Origin of the sequence: Cronobacter turicensis (assembly GCF_041222865.1) — a bacterium.
Lineage (GTDB): Bacteria > Pseudomonadota > Gammaproteobacteria > Enterobacterales > Enterobacteriaceae > Cronobacter > Cronobacter turicensis.
On sequence record NZ_CP165997.1, the window covers coordinates 3087802 to 3104955 of the forward strand.

At 48.8% G+C, this 17154-nt stretch carries 13 protein-coding genes; 2 read left to right on the top strand and 11 right to left on the bottom strand.

Annotated features, from left to right (window positions below):
• Positions 1–78 precede the first annotated feature (78 nt).
• From tssL to tssH, 11 genes are all read right to left on the bottom strand, one after another.
• Positions 79–1422: a type VI secretion system protein TssL, long form gene (gene tssL, locus AB8W27_RS14700; RefSeq protein WP_041923311.1), complete on the bottom strand. Its 1344-nt coding sequence runs from the start codon at positions 1420–1422 to the stop codon at positions 79–81.
• On the bottom strand, positions 1422–2768 hold the full coding sequence (gene tssK / locus AB8W27_RS14705) for a type VI secretion system baseplate subunit TssK (protein WP_012815716.1): 1347 nt from the start codon (positions 2766–2768) through the stop codon (positions 1422–1424). Before tssK ends, tssL begins: the two co-directional genes overlap by 1 nt.
• Positions 2755–3333 (bottom strand): type VI secretion system lipoprotein TssJ, encoded by a 579-nt coding sequence (gene tssJ / locus AB8W27_RS14710; protein ID WP_161577218.1) that lies wholly within the window; start codon positions 3331–3333, stop codon positions 2755–2757. Before tssJ ends, tssK begins: the two co-directional genes overlap by 14 nt.
• Before the next feature lie 136 nt (positions 3334–3469).
• Complete coding sequence (locus AB8W27_RS14715; protein WP_007791657.1) at positions 3470–3955, bottom strand: Hcp family type VI secretion system effector; 486 nt, start codon at positions 3953–3955, stop codon at positions 3470–3472.
• A 159-nt stretch (positions 3956–4114) separates the two neighbouring features.
• Positions 4115–5611, bottom strand: a complete 1497-nt coding sequence (gene tssC, locus AB8W27_RS14720; protein ID WP_041923309.1) for a type VI secretion system contractile sheath large subunit — start codon at positions 5609–5611, stop codon at positions 4115–4117.
• Positions 5612–5633: 22 nt separating this feature from the next.
• Entirely contained in the window at positions 5634–6164 is a 531-nt protein-coding gene (gene tssB, locus AB8W27_RS14725) for a type VI secretion system contractile sheath small subunit (protein ID WP_105581060.1), read from the bottom strand.
• 96 nt (positions 6165–6260) lie between these two features.
• Positions 6261–6842 (bottom strand): fimbrial protein, encoded by a 582-nt coding sequence (locus AB8W27_RS14730; protein WP_012815713.1) that lies wholly within the window; start codon positions 6840–6842, stop codon positions 6261–6263.
• The gene (locus AB8W27_RS14735) at positions 6842–9445 is read right to left on the bottom strand and encodes a fimbria/pilus outer membrane usher protein (RefSeq protein ID WP_012815712.1); all 2604 of its coding nucleotides are present in this window, start codon (positions 9443–9445) and stop codon (positions 6842–6844) included. The genes AB8W27_RS14730 and AB8W27_RS14735 overlap by 1 nt, the downstream gene beginning before the upstream one ends.
• A 93-nt stretch (positions 9446–9538) precedes the next feature.
• Positions 9539–10297, bottom strand: coding sequence for a molecular chaperone (locus AB8W27_RS14740; protein ID WP_012815711.1), 759 nt, complete (start codon positions 10295–10297; stop codon positions 9539–9541).
• A gap of 90 nt (positions 10298–10387) precedes the next feature.
• Positions 10388–10918, bottom strand: coding sequence for a fimbrial protein (locus AB8W27_RS14745; RefSeq protein ID WP_012815710.1), 531 nt, complete (start codon positions 10916–10918; stop codon positions 10388–10390).
• A 73-nt stretch (positions 10919–10991) separates the two neighbouring features.
• Positions 10992–13673, bottom strand: coding sequence for a type VI secretion system ATPase TssH (gene tssH / locus AB8W27_RS14750; protein WP_041924129.1), 2682 nt, complete (start codon positions 13671–13673; stop codon positions 10992–10994).
• Between the two features lie 565 nt (positions 13674–14238).
• On the opposite strand from tssH, the gene tssF reads away from it, so the two are divergent.
• A complete protein-coding gene (gene tssF / locus AB8W27_RS14755) occupies positions 14239–16119 on the top strand; it encodes a type VI secretion system baseplate subunit TssF (protein WP_012815708.1) in 1881 nt (626 codons plus the stop codon).
• Positions 16119–17147 (top strand): type VI secretion system baseplate subunit TssG, encoded by a 1029-nt coding sequence (tssG, locus tag AB8W27_RS14760; RefSeq protein ID WP_049787139.1) that lies wholly within the window; start codon positions 16119–16121, stop codon positions 17145–17147. Before tssF ends, tssG begins: the two co-directional genes overlap by 1 nt.
• The last annotated feature ends 7 nt before the right edge of the window (positions 17148–17154 follow it).

Below are 17154 nucleotides of genomic sequence, written 5' to 3' on the forward strand. Positions count from 1 at the left end.
AAAACCAGGCCGCCATCAGCAGGAATGTTAAAGACCGACCGGAAAATAACCGATTCAAAAAAGTCATTGTCGTTCTCGTTAATAGGTCACAAAAATTTCAACGCGTCGGTTTTGCGAGCGTCCCTTCTCATCGTGATTACTGGCAATCGGCTGCGTGTCTCCGGCACCTTTGGGCGTGATTTTTTCAGGCGCAATGCCCTGGGCCAGGAAATAAGCGGCAACCGCCTCCGCCCGCTTTTCCGACAGCGCCTGATTACTGGCAAAGGCCCCGCTGCGTATGGGCGTGGAATCGGTATGGCCGATAATCACCACCGCGCCATCCACCCGCCGCACTTCAGCGGCAACGCGGCGAATAATGTCGACGCGATCCGGTCTGACGATGGCCGCGCCTGACGAAAACATGGAATCGCCATGAAAGATGACCCGACTTTCCCGCGGCGACTCATCCACGCTGACCCAGTGGCGGGCAATCTCTTCTTTAAGCAGGACGGCAAGGCGTAGCCGCTCTGCCGGACGAGGCTCGGTAACAGGCAAACGCTGCATCGCCAGAAGCTGTTGCCTGAATGACTCCTGCGGCATCGAAAGGTAATATTTGCAGCCCAGAAACAGCGCGACGACCAGAAAACTACAGACAGCCAGCGACACCCGTACCGGCAGAAAGAAAACCTGTCGGCGCGATGCATGGCCGTCGCAATAAGCATGAGGGGAAAGCGCCGGAGGAAGCGTCTCGCGCGTGCTCTGTATCAGCGTTAAGAGCCGCTGACGAATACGGGTCAGTTGACGCTCGCCATCGTCAATGATGCTGTAGCGCCCTTCGAAACCCAGCCCCAGGATATGCAACATGATTTCGAGCACATCGGGAAATTCATGTGGACTGGCAGAAAGCCTGCCCACCAGCAGGAAGAATTTATTCCCGCCATCGTTGTCCCCTTCGAAGTGGTTGAGCAAATTGCTCTGCGACCAGCCTGACTGAATGCCCCAGCGCGTTGCATGGGCCGCCTCATCCAGCGCCGTGCACAGGCAATAGCGCACAATGGCCATTTTTTTCCAGGGAATATCGGCCTCATCGCAGACCACCCCAAAAACCGTGATTTCATGCTTCAGGATATCTTTAAGTGATTCAACGTCACGAACCGCCGGAATGCTTTCTGGCATTTCACTGAGCGCGCGTAACAGTGGCAGGGCGGCTTCCAGCAACGGAATTTGCGCGGCGCGCACTTTTGCGACGCGCTGTTGAATGCTCTCCGTTTTGAGGCGGGCGTGAGAACGCCACGCCGAAGCGCTTTCTTTTTCGCTATTTAAAGGGTCAGTAAAAGCCGCCTGTGAATCGAACAAACCGTTTTGCTCATCCACAAGGAATTTACCTAATGCCTGAAGGCTTAGCGCTTCATCGCCAGGCGTTAACGCATCCAGAGTGCTCATCAGTCACGGATCCCCCACAACTCCATTTTGAGACCAGGGAATTCACCGGCAACATGCATGGCCAGCGCGCCGGTAACCGCGATGGCCTCCCAGAAGGCGCCGCTTTTTTGTAGCTCGAAATAGACATGCCCTGCGTTATAGGGGATCTGTCGCGGCGGTACCGGGAGCGCCAGCAGCTCAAGACCGGGCAAATGCGACCGCACCAGTTCATGCAACTGCTGAGGCGCGCTAATTTTTACCTGTGCGGAAAAATGCTGTTGTAAAACATCAGCCGGCAGTTGCGCATTCACCGCCAGTACCAGGTTTGAGAAAGTACGCAGTTCACCAGGCAGAACCGCCGCGCTCCAGACACCATTACCTTTCGCATGCAGAGGAATAATCTGCCCGGCGCGAATCAATATTTGATTCAGTAACTCATGAACATCATCGACTAACGGCCGAATGCTGGGGTACAACTGCGCATGGTCATAGCCTGGCGCTGGTCGCGGTCGCCGCGTTTTGGTGCGAATAAAAGTGGACAATTCACCGGCGAACTTCGCCAGCTCCTGATACAGGGCAATCGGCGGGAGCTCCGGTACGTGACGCAGATGATCCAACACCGGTTCGTATTTATTAAAGATTTGCAGCAACAGGTAATCGACGATTTCCGCGCTGGCGCTGGCTTTGCCATCGCTATTCGAGAGCCTGCCTGCCAGCATTTCGGCGCGCAATTTAACGAGCCCGTTAAGATGCGTTACCCATTCAACAAGCAGCGCGCTCGCCGCGCAGCTGGTGACCGGCGGGATATAGTCCTGTTCATGCAATAACACGCTGCCATCCGGCTGGATGGCGCGAATGCGTGCCAGCGGCAAACCAATCCAGGACTCCGTCATCTCGCTTTCAGGCGTCAGCATCAGGCGAAGACGCCCCATCTGGACCGGCTTTGGCCCCTGACGAATAGCATTGGCGTCGGTCAGCTGCGTTTCAAAGGCACAAAAGCGCGCAAGCGAACTGACATCGTGCTCATCAAAAATGGTTTCATCGCTGTTATCAAGCCGCAGCGGCACGGCCAGAAAGAGTCGTTGCCCTAAATGCTCGGGACGGATCGTTAACGGCTCCGGTGGAGAAACATGCTCCGGAATATCGAAAGGCGTGCCGTCGGGGAAAACGCCGCTGCCCGAATGCAGAACGAGCTTGCCATAGGCGAGCGCTTCTTTATCAATGCTGTAACGCGAAAAACCCCAGAAAAAGGGAGTTATGGTGGCGGCTCGCTTATGCGAGAAATATTCCAGATAACGCTCCTGCTGCTGAAACAGTTGCGGGCGTAAAAACAGACCTTCACTCCAAATGACTTTATTCGTTCTCACGGTTCAATCCATTGATAGTGATATGTAATTTATCGAAGCTGACGTTGACAGTTGGCGCTGGCGCCTCGGTCTGCCATGGCCAGAGCGACTGATACCAGGCGGGCGGCTGCTTTTCAGTCAGGCGATACGTCTCGCTCCACTGCGCCTTTTGAATGTCCCGATAAGCGGCAACAATGCCGAGCGCATGAGTCGTATCGTCCACCGCGACGGTGATGTGCTTTGTCTCACCCGGGCGTAAAATGCCTTCCCATAATTGATGCATCTCTTTTTTTAATTCAGGATCGGGTGAACCGGTAATCGTCAGGTAACCCGCGTCCAGAAACGCTTCATCGTGAGTAAGCGCATAAACAAAAACTTTCAGCGGACTCGCCACGCCACGCACATTCGGATTCATATTCGCGCCAGCAACCAGTGTTAGCGCTACCTTATTTTCTTTGGCGTCGGGCGGTGTGGACCGACACGCCGATATCATGCCCAGCGCGATAAACAGACAAGCCCGCCAGCCAGATGGGCTGGGGTGGTGAAGCTCTGCCGCCCGGACAAATAAGTTCCAGTCAGTCATCATTCGAAATAACCCATTAAATCAGGCATGTTTATTGAGCCATGTCTTATTACGTAATGAATACTGATCGCCATAAATACCTCTCAGGCGTAAAAACTTGCCGTCAGTTAACGGCAAGTTTTAGCCCTTGCGGCCTTAATTAGCCGTGCAGGTTAGCTTTAACGTCATAGCTGGCAGAAATAACACCCGCTTTCTGACCTTCTGCATTCTGCATCACATAATCTTCAGTCATTTTGGTAAACGAGAAGCGTACCGATTCACGCGGCCGCGTTTCATCTTCCAGCGAACCCATAACATCCACGCCAGTAATAATGACATCAGTGAATTTGATAAGCAGATATTCCAGCGGATCGCCGCCCGCTTTACGAATAACAAACTGAATATTTTTAATATGCTTGCCGGTCAGGCAGTAACTCACCAGATTAGGCGTAGCTTTATCCACATAGTGCTCAAAGCAGAAGTCAGCCACGGTCGCTTTACCGGAGCCCCCACCGGAACCGCTATGCATATTAGAGTGCTGCGAAACACTCCAGTGCCATGCCAGAACCTGAATTTCATTCTTATGAGTGGCATCTAAAGACTCCCCTTCGATACCATCAATTTTAATAAACATATCCTGTGCCATATCATTCCTCTTGAGCACGGTTAGATATATATGGCGAATAACGCCACCTTAAAAAACAAGCGATGAGGCCCATTACAGGTAGCATCAACCTGTTTTTTATTCCTGTCATACTTGCTGTTATGAAACTTCCCGGCTTACCGGCTACTATGATGCTGAATATCAGGCAACATGTTTCAACGACGGCAGTTTCGCGACCATGCGTAATGACACCGTTAAGCCTTCAAGCTGGAAATGAGGACGTAAAAAGAATTTCGCCTGGTAATAACCCGGATTTCCTTCCACATCCTCCACAATAACTTCCGCGGCGGCGAGCGGACGGCGCGATTTCGTTTCTAACGATGAGTTAGTGGGATCGGCGTCGACATAATTCATGATCCAGTCATTCAGCCAGCGCTGCATATCGTCGCGCTCTTTAAAAGTACCGATTTTATCGCGAACGATACATTTCAAATAATGCGCAAAACGCGAGCAGGCGAACATATAGGGTAAACGCGCCGATAAATTCGCATTGGCAGTAGCGTCTGCATCATAATATTCAGCAGGTTTTTGCAAAGACTGTGCGCCAATAAAAGCGGCATAATCCGTATTTTTACGATGCACGAGCGGAATAAAACCATTTTTGGCGAGCTCAGCTTCGCGACGATCAGATATAGCAATTTCCGTCGGGCACTTCATGTCAATGCCGCCATCGTCTGTCGGGAAGGTATGGCACGGCAACCCTTCCACGACACCGCCGCTTTCAACGCCGCGAATGAGCGTACACCAGCCATATTCTTTAAAGGAACGGTTGATATTAACAGCCATCGCATAGGCGGCATTTGACCAGACATATTTTGAATGGTCTGCGCCGTCAGTCGTTTCTTCAAAATGAAACTCGTCAACCGGATTGGTGCGAATGCCGTAGGGCAAACGGGCCAGGAAACGCGGCATGGCAAGACCGATATAGCGAGAATCTTCCGCCAGGCGCAGTGAATTCCAGGCCGCATACTCAAGATTCTGCGTGAAGATTTTTGTCAGATCGCGAGGGTTGGAAAGCTCCTGCCAGGATTCCATCTGCAGCACGGATGGCGAAGCGCCGGTAATAAAGGGAACATGCGCAGAGGCCGCCACTTTAGCGAGCGAGGCCAGGAGATCGACATCAGGCGCGCTGTGATCGAAATAATAATCGGCAACCAGACAGCCGTAGGGCTCGCCGCCCAACTGCCCGTACTCTTCTTCATAGACTTTTTTAAATAGCGGGCTCTGATCCCATGCGACGCCTTTATAGCGTTTCATCGTACGGCGCAGGTCGGTTTTGGAAATATCCAGAAAGCGTAACTTTAACTTTTCGTCTGTTTCAGTATGGGTGACCAGATAATGCAGGCCACGCCAGGCGCTCTCCAGCGTCTGAAACTCGTCGTGATGTAAAATAAGGTTGATTTGCTCAGAGAGTTTTCTGTCAATTTCCGCAATGATTGATGCAATGCACTTGTAGGCATCATCAGATAGCGTGACGGCATTAACCAGCGCCTGCTCCGCCAGCGTTTTGACGGCCCCTTCAACGGCAGAGCGAGTCTGATCCGAACGTGGTTTAAATTCTCTTGCAAGCAGCGCATTAAAATCATCGATTTCAACGGCAGACGCAGCGGCGTTGTGGGATTGCTGTGTTTGACTCATAGACATATTCCGTTATCTCCGCTTACTCTTCCCGCTCGATTTCAGCTGAAGCCTGTTGCGGCTTCGGCGAGGAAGCTAATGTTTTCAGTAAAGATTTATCATTCAGCAATTGCATTACCAGCCCTTCTGCGCCGGCTTTACCATCCATATAAGTTTGCAACGTGGCTAATTGCGTCCGTGCTTCCAGTAATTGAGCTAAAGGCTCAACTTTTTTCGCAATGGCATCCGGAGAAAAGTCATCCATGCTTTCAAAAGAAATATCCACCATCAGTTGCCCTTCGCCGGAAAGCGTGTTCGGAACACAGATAGCCACACGAGGTTTCATTGCCTTCATGCGTTCATCGAAATTATCGATATCGATATCCAGGAACTTTCTATCTGCGACCGCAGGCAGCGGCTCCAGAGGCTTACCCGATAAATCAGCCAGCACCCCCATAACAAAGGGGAGTTCAATCTTTTTTTCACTACCGTATATTTCCACATCGTACTCAATCTGTACGCGTGGCGCCCGGTTCCGTGCAATAAATTTTTGTGAGTTACTTTTACTTACCATATATACCTTCATCCCTATCCGGTTAACAGCAATAAAAATAGTTAAAGCCTTATGTTGCAACCCTCTAAAAATAAGAACGCATTTTCATAAGCGTCGTTATTTATAAATTATGTCTATATTTGCAAGCGTACCGACTTCGCCTGGGGTAACGTTACCCGACCCGGATGCATAGTAGGCAGCAATGTAGTAGTGCGTAATATCATCCCCGGTTGCCGGGATAAGGTACTCCTGAGTACTGTTCTCATCGTTAATGATCATTTGAGTACCATCGGCTTTACGTAGCCTGACCTGAACGTTTTCGCTATAACCGGTTCCGGCTTCGTTAATCAGATTACCGGTTTTTACGTCAGCAAAACCGTTATCATTCACAAATCTCAACATCACTGATTTATCAATCGGGCAATGGGTAAGCGTCACGGAAAACTGTTGGCTTCCCGCCTCAGCGCCTGCTTTTTGCAATACAGTGGTTGACAATACTGGCAACGTAACCGTCTCGGATGAAGAAGCATTATTTATGCTGACGCCACACGTTTCTTCCATATAACTACCAGTAAAAGAAACATTTATTTTGCAGTCGCCAGCATTCACGCATTTATCCGCGAAACAAAAACCGGCATAACAGAAAAGTATCAGTAGCAAACCTGCTTCAGATAAAGCGCGTATTAAACGATATGACATTATTGCGGTATACATGTCACCTCCATCTGCACGATTTTGCCTTCCGGTAGATCATGCGCATATTGTTTCGTACCCGTCGTTCTTACGAGGCATTTATTTTTGTCCCATTCGGTATAAAGTTGTTGTTTTTCCGGATCCCATCCTCGCACGAATGCCATACCGCCCTGACCAATAATGCTTTGGCTTACATTTTTATCATCAACAATTTGTGCGCCTATTGGTAAAAATTGCCCGGCAGCATCTTTAACAATCAGTATCATTGGACGCCCGACAAGGGTTTTCATATCCACCGTAATTGCCGATCCCATACGAGGAACTACCGTTTTTTGGTTTTCCAGAACATCAACCGTATCTGGTAAGCCGGAATAATCGATCGAGACAATATTTTCCTGATAGGGCGTCAGGGACGGAACAATCGCATAACCAGCACCGTCTACTTTTGCGCCATGTCCGTTAAAGACTTTTGCGCCTTCGCCACCCGGCACACCAATAACAGCAAATGGATAGTCGCCAATCGACGGGCCTGCGGTAATCCCACCTTTATGCGCAACCAGGCTACCGTTCGCCGTTGCTGATAGCTGGCGCGCTGAGCGGTTGTTCATTGAGGCCGTAGCTGAGAACTGCCCTACTGGTGAATCGTAACTAATATTTCCTCTTAGCTGCTCCTCACTGGGCGTATCGTCATTTTTATTAATCGTTGTGCCAATACCATAGTTAATTTCATTTTGTTGGCCCTGGGTTCCGGTGGCATTAAGCTGCCAAAGAGAATCCCCGGAATCAGTATTTGATACTGTCGAATATAACGAGTTAAAGAGCGGTTTTTCATTCGCCCCCCGGCCTAAAGGAACATTGATGGTAACCATATACGTATCGTCATAATTATCATCTTCATCACGCGTTCTCATCGCGCTAAGCGTCCAGGAAAAATAGCGCTGCGCCTGTGTCCAGGAAACGGAGTACTGTTTTGAGGCTTCCCTATTATTCCAGTAGCGGTAAATACTGGCGCTAAAGTTGATAAAGCTGCCACTCCAGAGCGACTGCGAAATGTTTGCCGTCAGACGCTGCCGGGTGCGGTAATCACTGGCGTTGTAATCTTCATCATCCCCAGAACGTGCAATGCTGGCTTCCCTGAAGCTGTAAAAGCCTTTAGAGGAATATCGATAAGCAGCCAGCGTCAGGTTGGTGTCCGTAGGGCTAACATATTTTGTCAAACCAATTTTAAAACTGTTGCCGCTGGACTCTTTTGAATCCGCCAGATCGCTTTTCGCATGGGTAATGTCCATGGATATTCCGCCGATCGGCGTATTCACTGCATGCCCCACAGCCATTGAATAATAGTGGCCAGAGATCTGAAAACCCGTGTAAACGGTATAATTGCTGGTCAAACCGTAGTGATAAACACTCTGAAAAATGGTGGGTTCGTCATGAACGGCATCATCTTTAAGTTTGCCGGCTGAAATCGCGAAGCGCGAAACCGATTGATGTAAAAGCATCGGCGGGGCAGAAAAAGGGATGTTCTGAATACGCTGACGGCCATCAGCTTCGATGATGGTCATTTCAAGATCGCCGCCATAACCCATCGCGCCAATATCGGTGATTTCAAACGCACCCGGTGGCACTACCGTTTCATAAATTGTCTGGCCACGCTGAGTAATCTTGACCCTCGCGTTTGTATCGGCAATACCGCGCACCACTGGGGTATAATTACGTAAACTCTCAGGCAACATTCGCTCGTCAGATTCAAGCTGCGCGCCCCGAATGTTGTAGCTGTCAAAGAGATCGCCGGAAGTATTCGAATCTCCCAGCGTCATCTGGCTTTTGAGTGGTGTGATATCGGTTTGCGCATAACCTGCCAGATTTTGTGTACGGAGGCTTTTGTCATTAGTCCAGTCGGAATTTATGCGTTTACGCAACCGCCAGCCCGCAAAATTCAGGCCGGTTAATAAACCGAGGTTGCCTTGCCAGGAATCCCCATCTCCGCCATTATTGGCATTCTGAAAGAGGCTGTAAAAGTTACTGCTGTAATCCAAAAATCCCACTGTGCTACCTGCATCCCAACGGCTGGGATCGATATAGCCTCGCGGTTGGGGTATTAAATTTATCTGCGGCACCTCAAGCGTAAGCTCAAAATCAGCAGGGTTATAATTCACCTGGCTTTTGGGGATCAGTTCATCGAAGCGATAACAACGGGTATCCTCAAGTTGTTTGTCAGTAATGGGACGCTCCAGGCGAATGCCTGCTTCTTCCAGTTGTTTGAGAAGCAAACAGGGGCGGGCATTTTTCTCGGCTGCATATTGCTCGAAACGAATATCATGCTGTCCGTGGTTTTGCCCATTAACAATTACCGTTACGTTATAGATACCCGGAGGGACAGGGTTACCTTCAGCATAACGGGAGATATCAAACTTTTTTCCATGTATAAAAGACTGATTAAATTCAACCGATTCTGCTCCAGTAACAGTATTCGTTTCTTTTGCCGCCACGTTAAATATTACCAGTGTGGAAAAGGCGGTTATGGATATACTAATAAAGGGTTTAAGATTAAAAACAACCCCTTGAAATAATGGAAGAAGGTGTGCTCGGTTAAAATAAATTCTGTTCATAATCTTAGCTTCTCCCAAAGAGAATGACCTCCGGCATATTCATTGTAAATTCCTGAGTTAATTTCAGGCACAGGATGCATTACTGGCTTGTTTTTATTTTTCAGAAATTCTCAAATAACCCCCATCGCCAGGCTTCAGGGTCTTCATGACAGAGGCACCATAATCATTCAAAAACCAAAACGTCACTGAACTAACAGATACCGGGGCGTTCATTTTTTTCACGGAATAAAATCTTTCAGTAGCACCAGGGGCCACCATATCCATAGCCAAATCAATTTTAGCCACCGACGTATTTAATTTCGCCGTATCAAAAGAGAAAAAATAGGGTGTGGGGTTAGTCACTTCTATCCCAACGCCTTTTACATTGTCGTTAATTAGCTTCCAGTGGAGTTTATCAACGCTTCCCTCACTATTGCTGGACAGGGATTGTGGTCGAAAGAAAATTTTTATTCGCGTGCGAAACGCCAGTTCCAGACGGTTTTTCTTCACCGCGCCAGCAGGTGCCGGAGGGATTTCCAGCATATTAAACCAGTAAACCGATTCCCGGTCCTGGGGTAAGCTCATTCCATCATAAACGAGACGTACGCTTTGCCCTCTTCCTGGCTCTACGCGATAAACGGGCGGCGTAACGACAAAAGGTATTTTCACTGCATTAATATCAGCATCAGCTTTACCATCATCGACCCAAACCTGGACTAAGGCGGGTTGACTGCCTTTATTGGTAGTACGGACACTAGTTTCTTTTTCATTACCTGGGAATATAATTCGCGTACCGCTAATTGTCATTGAGGCTGAGCACACGGAAATACCACATAAAAAAACAGCCATTATCTTTGTAATATTGAAAGACATAGCAAAGCCTTAATTAATTATTTGTCGTTAATATGATGCAACAGTTAGCATTGATGGCGAACCGTTTTCACGGATCGCCATACATACTTATCAGGGATAACTTAAAGTGTAATTAACCTTGGCAGTGACGTCGCCAGCTTCTGTAGCCTCAGAAGCATAGTAGCCGCCGATATAACGCATCTCAGCCGTCTGGTCAGACTTTACGTCAAACGCGGCGCCCGTCTCACCAACCGAGATCACGCTGGAGTCGGTATTATATAAGCGTACCTCAACGTTTTTTGCGGCTCCCGTTGCGGCGGCATTTGTCAAATTGCCGGTAACAGGGTCGAATCCGGTTGAATCAAGGGCCTCAAAATGTGCAGCTACTTTAGTAATGGCGGCAGGGCAATTGACCGCTTTAATAGTAAAGATAGTGCTACCTGCTTCATCTCCCGCTTTGGCAAGCGTCTGCGTAGAAATGGTAGGTAGAGTGACAGTTTTATCAACATCGCCTGTGTCGATTTCACAGGTTTCAGCGATCAGCTTCCCATTAAATGTTACTGTTCCCTGTGATACGGCCTCCGCATAACCAGAAATTAAGCCAAGCGCCAGCGCACAGTATGCAAGATTTATTTTACGCATAATAATCCTTCATTTGTTCAATTTACCTTTCGAAAACGAACCATCCTTGTATGGTTCCCGGTTACTGCCTTTCTTAATTTATTTCAGGAATGTCATCATTGATATAAGGTTCAATCAGGAGACATTCTGTTCCTGTTCTAATCGTCACGCCCAAAAGCCTTGCTTTAAGAGCGCTATCCATAAGAATCCCTCCTATTTTTGGTATAATCTTTTGCTCTATATAACGAATTAATATCCGCGCACCGGTTTCGGCCACATGACATTGTTCAACAATATATCTTACGGCCTCATCATTATATTGAAGCGTTACGTTATGGTTTTCATACAGGCGATTCGCCACTCGCTTAAGCTGCATCTTCACGATAAGCATCAGCGCATCGCTTTTTAGCGGCAGATAAGGGATTACCGTCACCCTTCCGAGAAAAGCAGCAGGAAACACTTTTAATAAATCATTATGCAAGAGCGTTAGTAAGCCTTCCTCATCAGGTACAGTATTCTCATCACGGCATAACAGGCTAATTTTTTCACTACCGACATTGCTGGTTAATAATATGATGGTATTGCGAAAATCGATTAATCGACCCTCACCATCTTCCATACGCCCTTTATCAAATACCTGGAAAAAAAGCTCATGAACATCAGGATGCGCTTTTTCGATCTCATCCAGCAGAATAACGCTGTATGGTTTACGGCGAACAGCCTCCGTAAGGATCCCTCCTTCACCGTAACCCACATACCCGGGCGGCGATCCTTTTAACGCTGAAACTGTATGCGCTTCCTGATATTCACTCATATTGATGGTGATAAGATTATGCTCACCACCATACATATTTTCCGCAATGGCCAACGCGGTCTCGGTCTTCCCCGTCCCGGATGGTCCGGTGAGCATAAAGACGCCTGTGGGACGTACAGGATCGGCTAACCCTGTCCGTGCCATTAAAATGCGTTCGCTGATCTGTTTCAGAGCAAAAGTCTGGCCAGTAACGCGTTCGGCAAGGCGCACAGGAAGTTCACGGACAATATTCATTTCATCCTGCAGCATCTGGCCTACCGGAATACCGGTCCATTCGCTGACAATCGCAGCAACGACTTCTGCACTGACTTCAGTGTGAACCATCGCCTGCTCATGACGAATCGCATTAAGCTGAGCCTCTATCTCTAAAAGCGCTTGCTGTAATGCCTCCCGCTCTGCGCGATCGACCTCTTCATTCTGGCAAAGATGCTGCAACGTCGCCCGGGCAGCGATAATTTCACTGACACTCGTCTTTTCCTGGAGCCAACGCGACTCAAGGGAATTAGCCTCTTTGGACCTCAGCTTAATAACGCTTTTTAATGTATCGATAGAGGCTTGATCTTCCTTCCCGAACGTACTGGCTTTGGTAGCTAGCGAAAGCTGCCTGTTTGCAGATTCAATTTGATATTTTAACTCCTGCAGTACGTACGGCGGCGTATGCTGCCCAACAGCTACCCTTGCACAGGCTGTATCTAACAGGCTGATGGCTTTATCCGGCAGCTGACGCGAAGGGATAAAACGATGCGAAAGTTTAACGGCGGCGCGCAATGCTTCATCCAAAATCCAGACGTTATGATGCAATTCGAGCACCGGTACCATCCCACGCAACATATCTGTAGCGCTGTTTTCATCCGGCTCTTCCACCTGCAAAACCTGGAACCGACGCGTGAGTGCCGGATCCTTTTCGATATGGCGTTTAAATTCGCTCCAGGTCGTTGCTCCGATAGTCCGTAATTGACCCCGGGCTAACGCTGGCTTCAGCAGGTTTGCCGCATCGCCAGTACCTGCACTATTACCGGCCCCAATCAGATTATGTATTTCATCAACAAATAAAATAACGGGCTGTTCGGATGATGCAGCCTCTTCCAGCACAGCTTTAAGGCGAGCTTCAAACTCCCCTTTCATACTGGCGCCCGCAGAAAGAGCCACAATATCTAAGCTTAATAAGCGCACATCGCAGAGCGACGGAGGAACATCGCCGCGGCTAATAGCGCATGCCAGTCCTTCAACAACGGCAGTTTTACCAACGCCAGCATCGCCGGTGAGTAGGGGATTGTTTTGACGGCGGCGTAACAGGATATCGATAATCGTGCTAATTTCGCGATCGCGTCCCAGCACAGGATCAATTTTCCCTTCCCTGGCAAGCGCAGTCACATCGGTCGAATATTGCGCAAGGCTTCCGGTACTTTGGAGCTTGATAGCCCCGCTGGCTTCACCTGGCACGGCGCTTTGGCTGCTGAGAAAAGGGGGTGATTCTCTTTCCTGTACCTCAGGTGAATGACGGGTTATATAGTCAAAATCATGACTGAGTTGTTCAAGAACCACTTTCTCAAGAGGAGCAGCCACCGCCAGTAACGCGCGGCGCAACTCGACAGTGGTAAGAAGAGCCATTAAAAGATGGCCGCTGCGTATTTTATTTTCACAACGCTCTAGGCTGGTATATATCCAGGCACGTTCAATAGCGAGTTCAATAAGATAAGAGAAATCAGAAACCGCCGTCGCGCTACCAGGCAAACGTTCAAGGGAATAACTTAACCCACGCTCCAGCCCTTCGCTGTCAACATTAAAGTAACGTGCGATGTGTTTTAAATCGTTGTCCTCCTGGTGCCAGATCTGATTAATCCAGTGAACCAGTTCAACATAAGGATTGCCACGTAACTTACAAAAGGTCGTTGCGCTTTCAATGCTTCTGAAAAGCGTTTCGCCCAGCTTTGAAAAAAGATTCTTCCTTGAGATAGTCACGTGATGTTTTCTCTTAACATAGTTTCCGGAAAGAACTGCAGCCTGATTACCAGATTGCGCCATTTCTTTTTTTAGAAAATAGAGAAAAAACAAACGGAGATAAAGACCTAATCCTGTTACTGGAACCATTTAAGAAATCATTCCAAGTTAAATTCCTAAAAACAACCCGCAACAAAACACAACTACTTGTTTATGCTGGATTTATTAAAAAAGGACATGCCAGTCAAGCCATTTGATTTTGCCTTATGCGTTGAGCGAATTTTACTGGCGTGACATACTTTTATCAGGAATGATATCCAAAAAAGCGACTCAAAAATTCTTAGTTAATCTATAAATGGAACTTCAAATATATATTTAATGAATGGTTGAGAAGCTTGCGCTGTTATCGCACTGAGCGTGATAGCATCACCATTAATATTTCTGTTTTTATAACTCTGCGTAGTCTGTAAGGCGCTAATGACGTTAAAGCTCCATTACATTCAAACGTAGCGGATAAGACTATAAATAAAAGGGTGAAGCATACCGGAGCAGTACTTTAACGAATTATGTTTAATCAGGGCAGGACATGGATAATAAGTTTCTTGATTATTACAATAAAGAACTCACCTATATGCGGGAAATGGCGCAAGAATTCGCATCACGCCACCCTAAGATCGCCGCACGTCTGGGTATGCATGGACTGGAAATAGCTGATCCTTATGTAGAGCGTTTGATTGAAGCATTCTGTTTTATGTCAGCTCGTATGCAGATTAAACTGGATGCGGAATTTCCTTTATTTACGCAGCGTTTGCTGGATATTATTTATCCTAATTATACATCCCCGATTCCCTCTATGGGTGTGGTGCAGCTGAAACCTGATTTGAAAGAAGGTGACTTAACGCAGGGCTATGTCGTGCCCCGAAGCAGTGCGTTCTACACCCCCATAGCTCCTGGCGAAGCAACCCGTTGTGAATTTCGAAGTGGCCATAACGTTACGCTCTGGCCACTGGAGATCGTTGAAGCCCGACTGACCTCTTTACCACCAGATATTCCCGCGTCTGCAAAATTCAATTTGCCGCTACAGAGACTTAAAGGCGCGCTGCGTATCAGGCTCAAACTTCATGACGGCCTTCACTTTTCGCAACTTAGCGGGTTTGAGCAACTTCCCATTTATATAGACGGAGATGAACGTGTCGTCTCACGCATCTTCGAGCTTATTCATACCGCGAATGTTGCGATGATGATTCGCGGGAAGTCGCATGCGGGAATCGAAGACACGCTTGTTACAGAAGAACCGTTAGCTTTCGAGGGCCTGACGCCTGAGCAGAGATTATTGCCTGCTCAATGGAATATTTTTCATGGCCATACGCTGCTCCAGGAGTACTTTGCCTGCCGACAACGTTTTTACTTTTTTACGCTTACCCAGTTAAGCAAGGGACTGAAAAAGATAGAAAGTAATGAAGCGGAGATCATTATTCTGCTGGATAACGCCCCGCAGGATCTGGTCAGCCATATCACAGCTTCACGGTTTCTGCTGTTTTGTACGCCTGTGATTAACCTGTTTCCTAAACAAATGGACAAGGTGGAAATTAACAGAGCATTAAATGAATTTCATGTCGTCGCCGATCGCAGCCGTCCGCTGGATTACGAAGTCTTTTCCATCAATAACGTTATTGGACAGCAGGCGGAAACCAGTAACGAAGTGGTATTTAATCCGCTGTTTCAGACTCGCCATTATCACCACGGCAATGCCGGGCGCTATTTTTCATACACCAGACGCCCCAGAACGCAGGAAAAGAGCGCCCGCCATTACGAAACGCGAACGTCATACCGGGGAACTGAGGTTTTCATCTCGCTTGTCGACCAGCACGAAGCGCCCTATGGTGATGCCATCCGCTATTTATCTGTCGATGCGCTGGTGACTAACCGCGATCTTCCCGCACTGCTTTCCCGTACGGGAAATTTTGAACTCACCATGACGGACGCCGCCCCCGTTGAAGGCGCAAGATTTGTTTGTACGCCTTCCGTACCACAACCGCCTTTTGCCGAAGATGAATCAGCCTGGCGGCTGATTCGCCAGCTCAGTTTCAATTACCAGCCTCTGGCGGATATGGATCATAGTCCAGGCGGAGAAGCGCTGCGTAAGATGCTGCGTTTGTTTGTCAGCCAATATGACAGCGAGGCCAACACTCATATAGATGCACTGGTAGGGTGTAAAAGCGAGCCGGTTATTCGCCGCCTGCCAGACAACGGCCTGCTTATTTATGGCAGAGGAGTCCGCTGCACGCTTACCGTTGACGAAAGGGGCTTCTCCGGTATTAGCCCGTATCTCTTTGGGCTCATCATGGAAAATTACGTCGCCCGGCACGCCGCGATTAATGTTTTCACCGAAACGGAATTAGTCTCTATGCAGCGAGGACGCATCAGCTGCTGGAAAGCGCGTCCCGGAAGACGGGGGATCCTGTAATGGCATCTGTACCCGCAGCGAAAGCGCCTCTGCCCCCGGCTCTGAATGCCTGGTGTCAAAGTGATACTCCGTGGAAATCAGGTTTCATCAGCACGCTGCGTGCTATTGCGGCAAGAACGCCCGATCAGCCGCCTGTCGGACACGCCGCGTTGCCTTCACAGGAAAGCTTCAGAATTGGCCAACGCGCGCATATGGCATTCGCGCCACGCGAAATCGCACAACTGAACTGGCGTGACGGCAAAGTCAATCTGAACATTTTCGGTCCGGGCGTGTGGGGCGCACAAGGCGCAATGCCGCTCCATTTTACCGAGCTGGCGTATAGCCGGATGGAGAATCACGATTATGCGCTGGCGGATTTTGTCGATCTGTTTCACCACCGGGCGCTCTCACATTTTTATCGCGCCTGGTTTATTGCGCAGGATACCGCGACGCTTGACAGAACGGATGATGAAAAATTTGCCTTTTATGTCGGCAGTCTTGCTGGTCTGGATCTTCAGGAAATTGCCCATTCTTGTCTTCCTGCACACGCCCGCCTGACCTCGTGCGCCCACCTTGTCCGTGAGGCCCGCAACCCCGAAGGGCTGCTTGGCGCCCTGCAGGACTACTTTCAGGTACCTGTCCATATTAAAGAATTTGTTGGTCAGTGGATCCTGTTAGACCGCACCGATCAGACGCATCTGGGCAACGGCGACACCGCGATATTGCTCGGTAAAAGCGCGATTCTCGGCGAAACCGTACTGGATCGTCAGCATAAATTTCAGCTCATTATCGGGCCGCTTACTCTTGAGCAATACCTGCGTTTTAGTCCCTGGGGTCAGGATCTCCCCGTTCTGAAAGAATGGGTACGCAATTTCATCGGTTTTGAATATGCCTGGGAGGTGCAGTTGCTTCTCAAGGCACAGGAGGTGCCTTGTACCTCGCTGGATGGCACACATCAGCTTGGTTATGCCAGCTGGCTTGCCAGAGAAGCGTCAATTAAACCGCTCCTCGGCATGTGTTTTGAGCCCGAGTTTAAGCAGAACAACTGAGCGGCAA

Coding starts and splice junctions, on each gene's coding strand:
- tssG (WP_049787139.1), top strand. CDS start 16,119: ATGGCATCTGTACCCGCAGCGAAAGCGCCTCTGCCCCCGGCTCTGAAT.
- tssF (WP_012815708.1), top strand. CDS start 14,239: ATGGATAATAAGTTTCTTGATTATTACAATAAAGAACTCACCTATATG.
- AB8W27_RS14745 (WP_012815710.1), bottom strand. CDS start 10,918: ATGCGTAAAATAAATCTTGCATACTGTGCGCTGGCGCTTGGCTTAATT.
- AB8W27_RS14715 (WP_007791657.1), bottom strand. CDS start 3,955: ATGGCACAGGATATGTTTATTAAAATTGATGGTATCGAAGGGGAGTCT.
- AB8W27_RS14740 (WP_012815711.1), bottom strand. CDS start 10,297: ATGTCTTTCAATATTACAAAGATAATGGCTGTTTTTTTATGTGGTATT.
- AB8W27_RS14730 (WP_012815713.1), bottom strand. CDS start 6,842: ATGTCATATCGTTTAATACGCGCTTTATCTGAAGCAGGTTTGCTACTG.
- tssL (WP_041923311.1), bottom strand. CDS start 1,422: ATGAGCACTCTGGATGCGTTAACGCCTGGCGATGAAGCGCTAAGCCTT.
- tssC (WP_041923309.1), bottom strand. CDS start 5,611: ATGAGTCAAACACAGCAATCCCACAACGCCGCTGCGTCTGCCGTTGAA.
- tssJ (WP_161577218.1), bottom strand. CDS start 3,333: ATGATGACTGACTGGAACTTATTTGTCCGGGCGGCAGAGCTTCACCAC.
- tssB (WP_105581060.1), bottom strand. CDS start 6,164: ATGGTAAGTAAAAGTAACTCACAAAAATTTATTGCACGGAACCGGGCG.
- AB8W27_RS14735 (WP_012815712.1), bottom strand. CDS start 9,445: ATGAACAGAATTTATTTTAACCGAGCACACCTTCTTCCATTATTTCAA.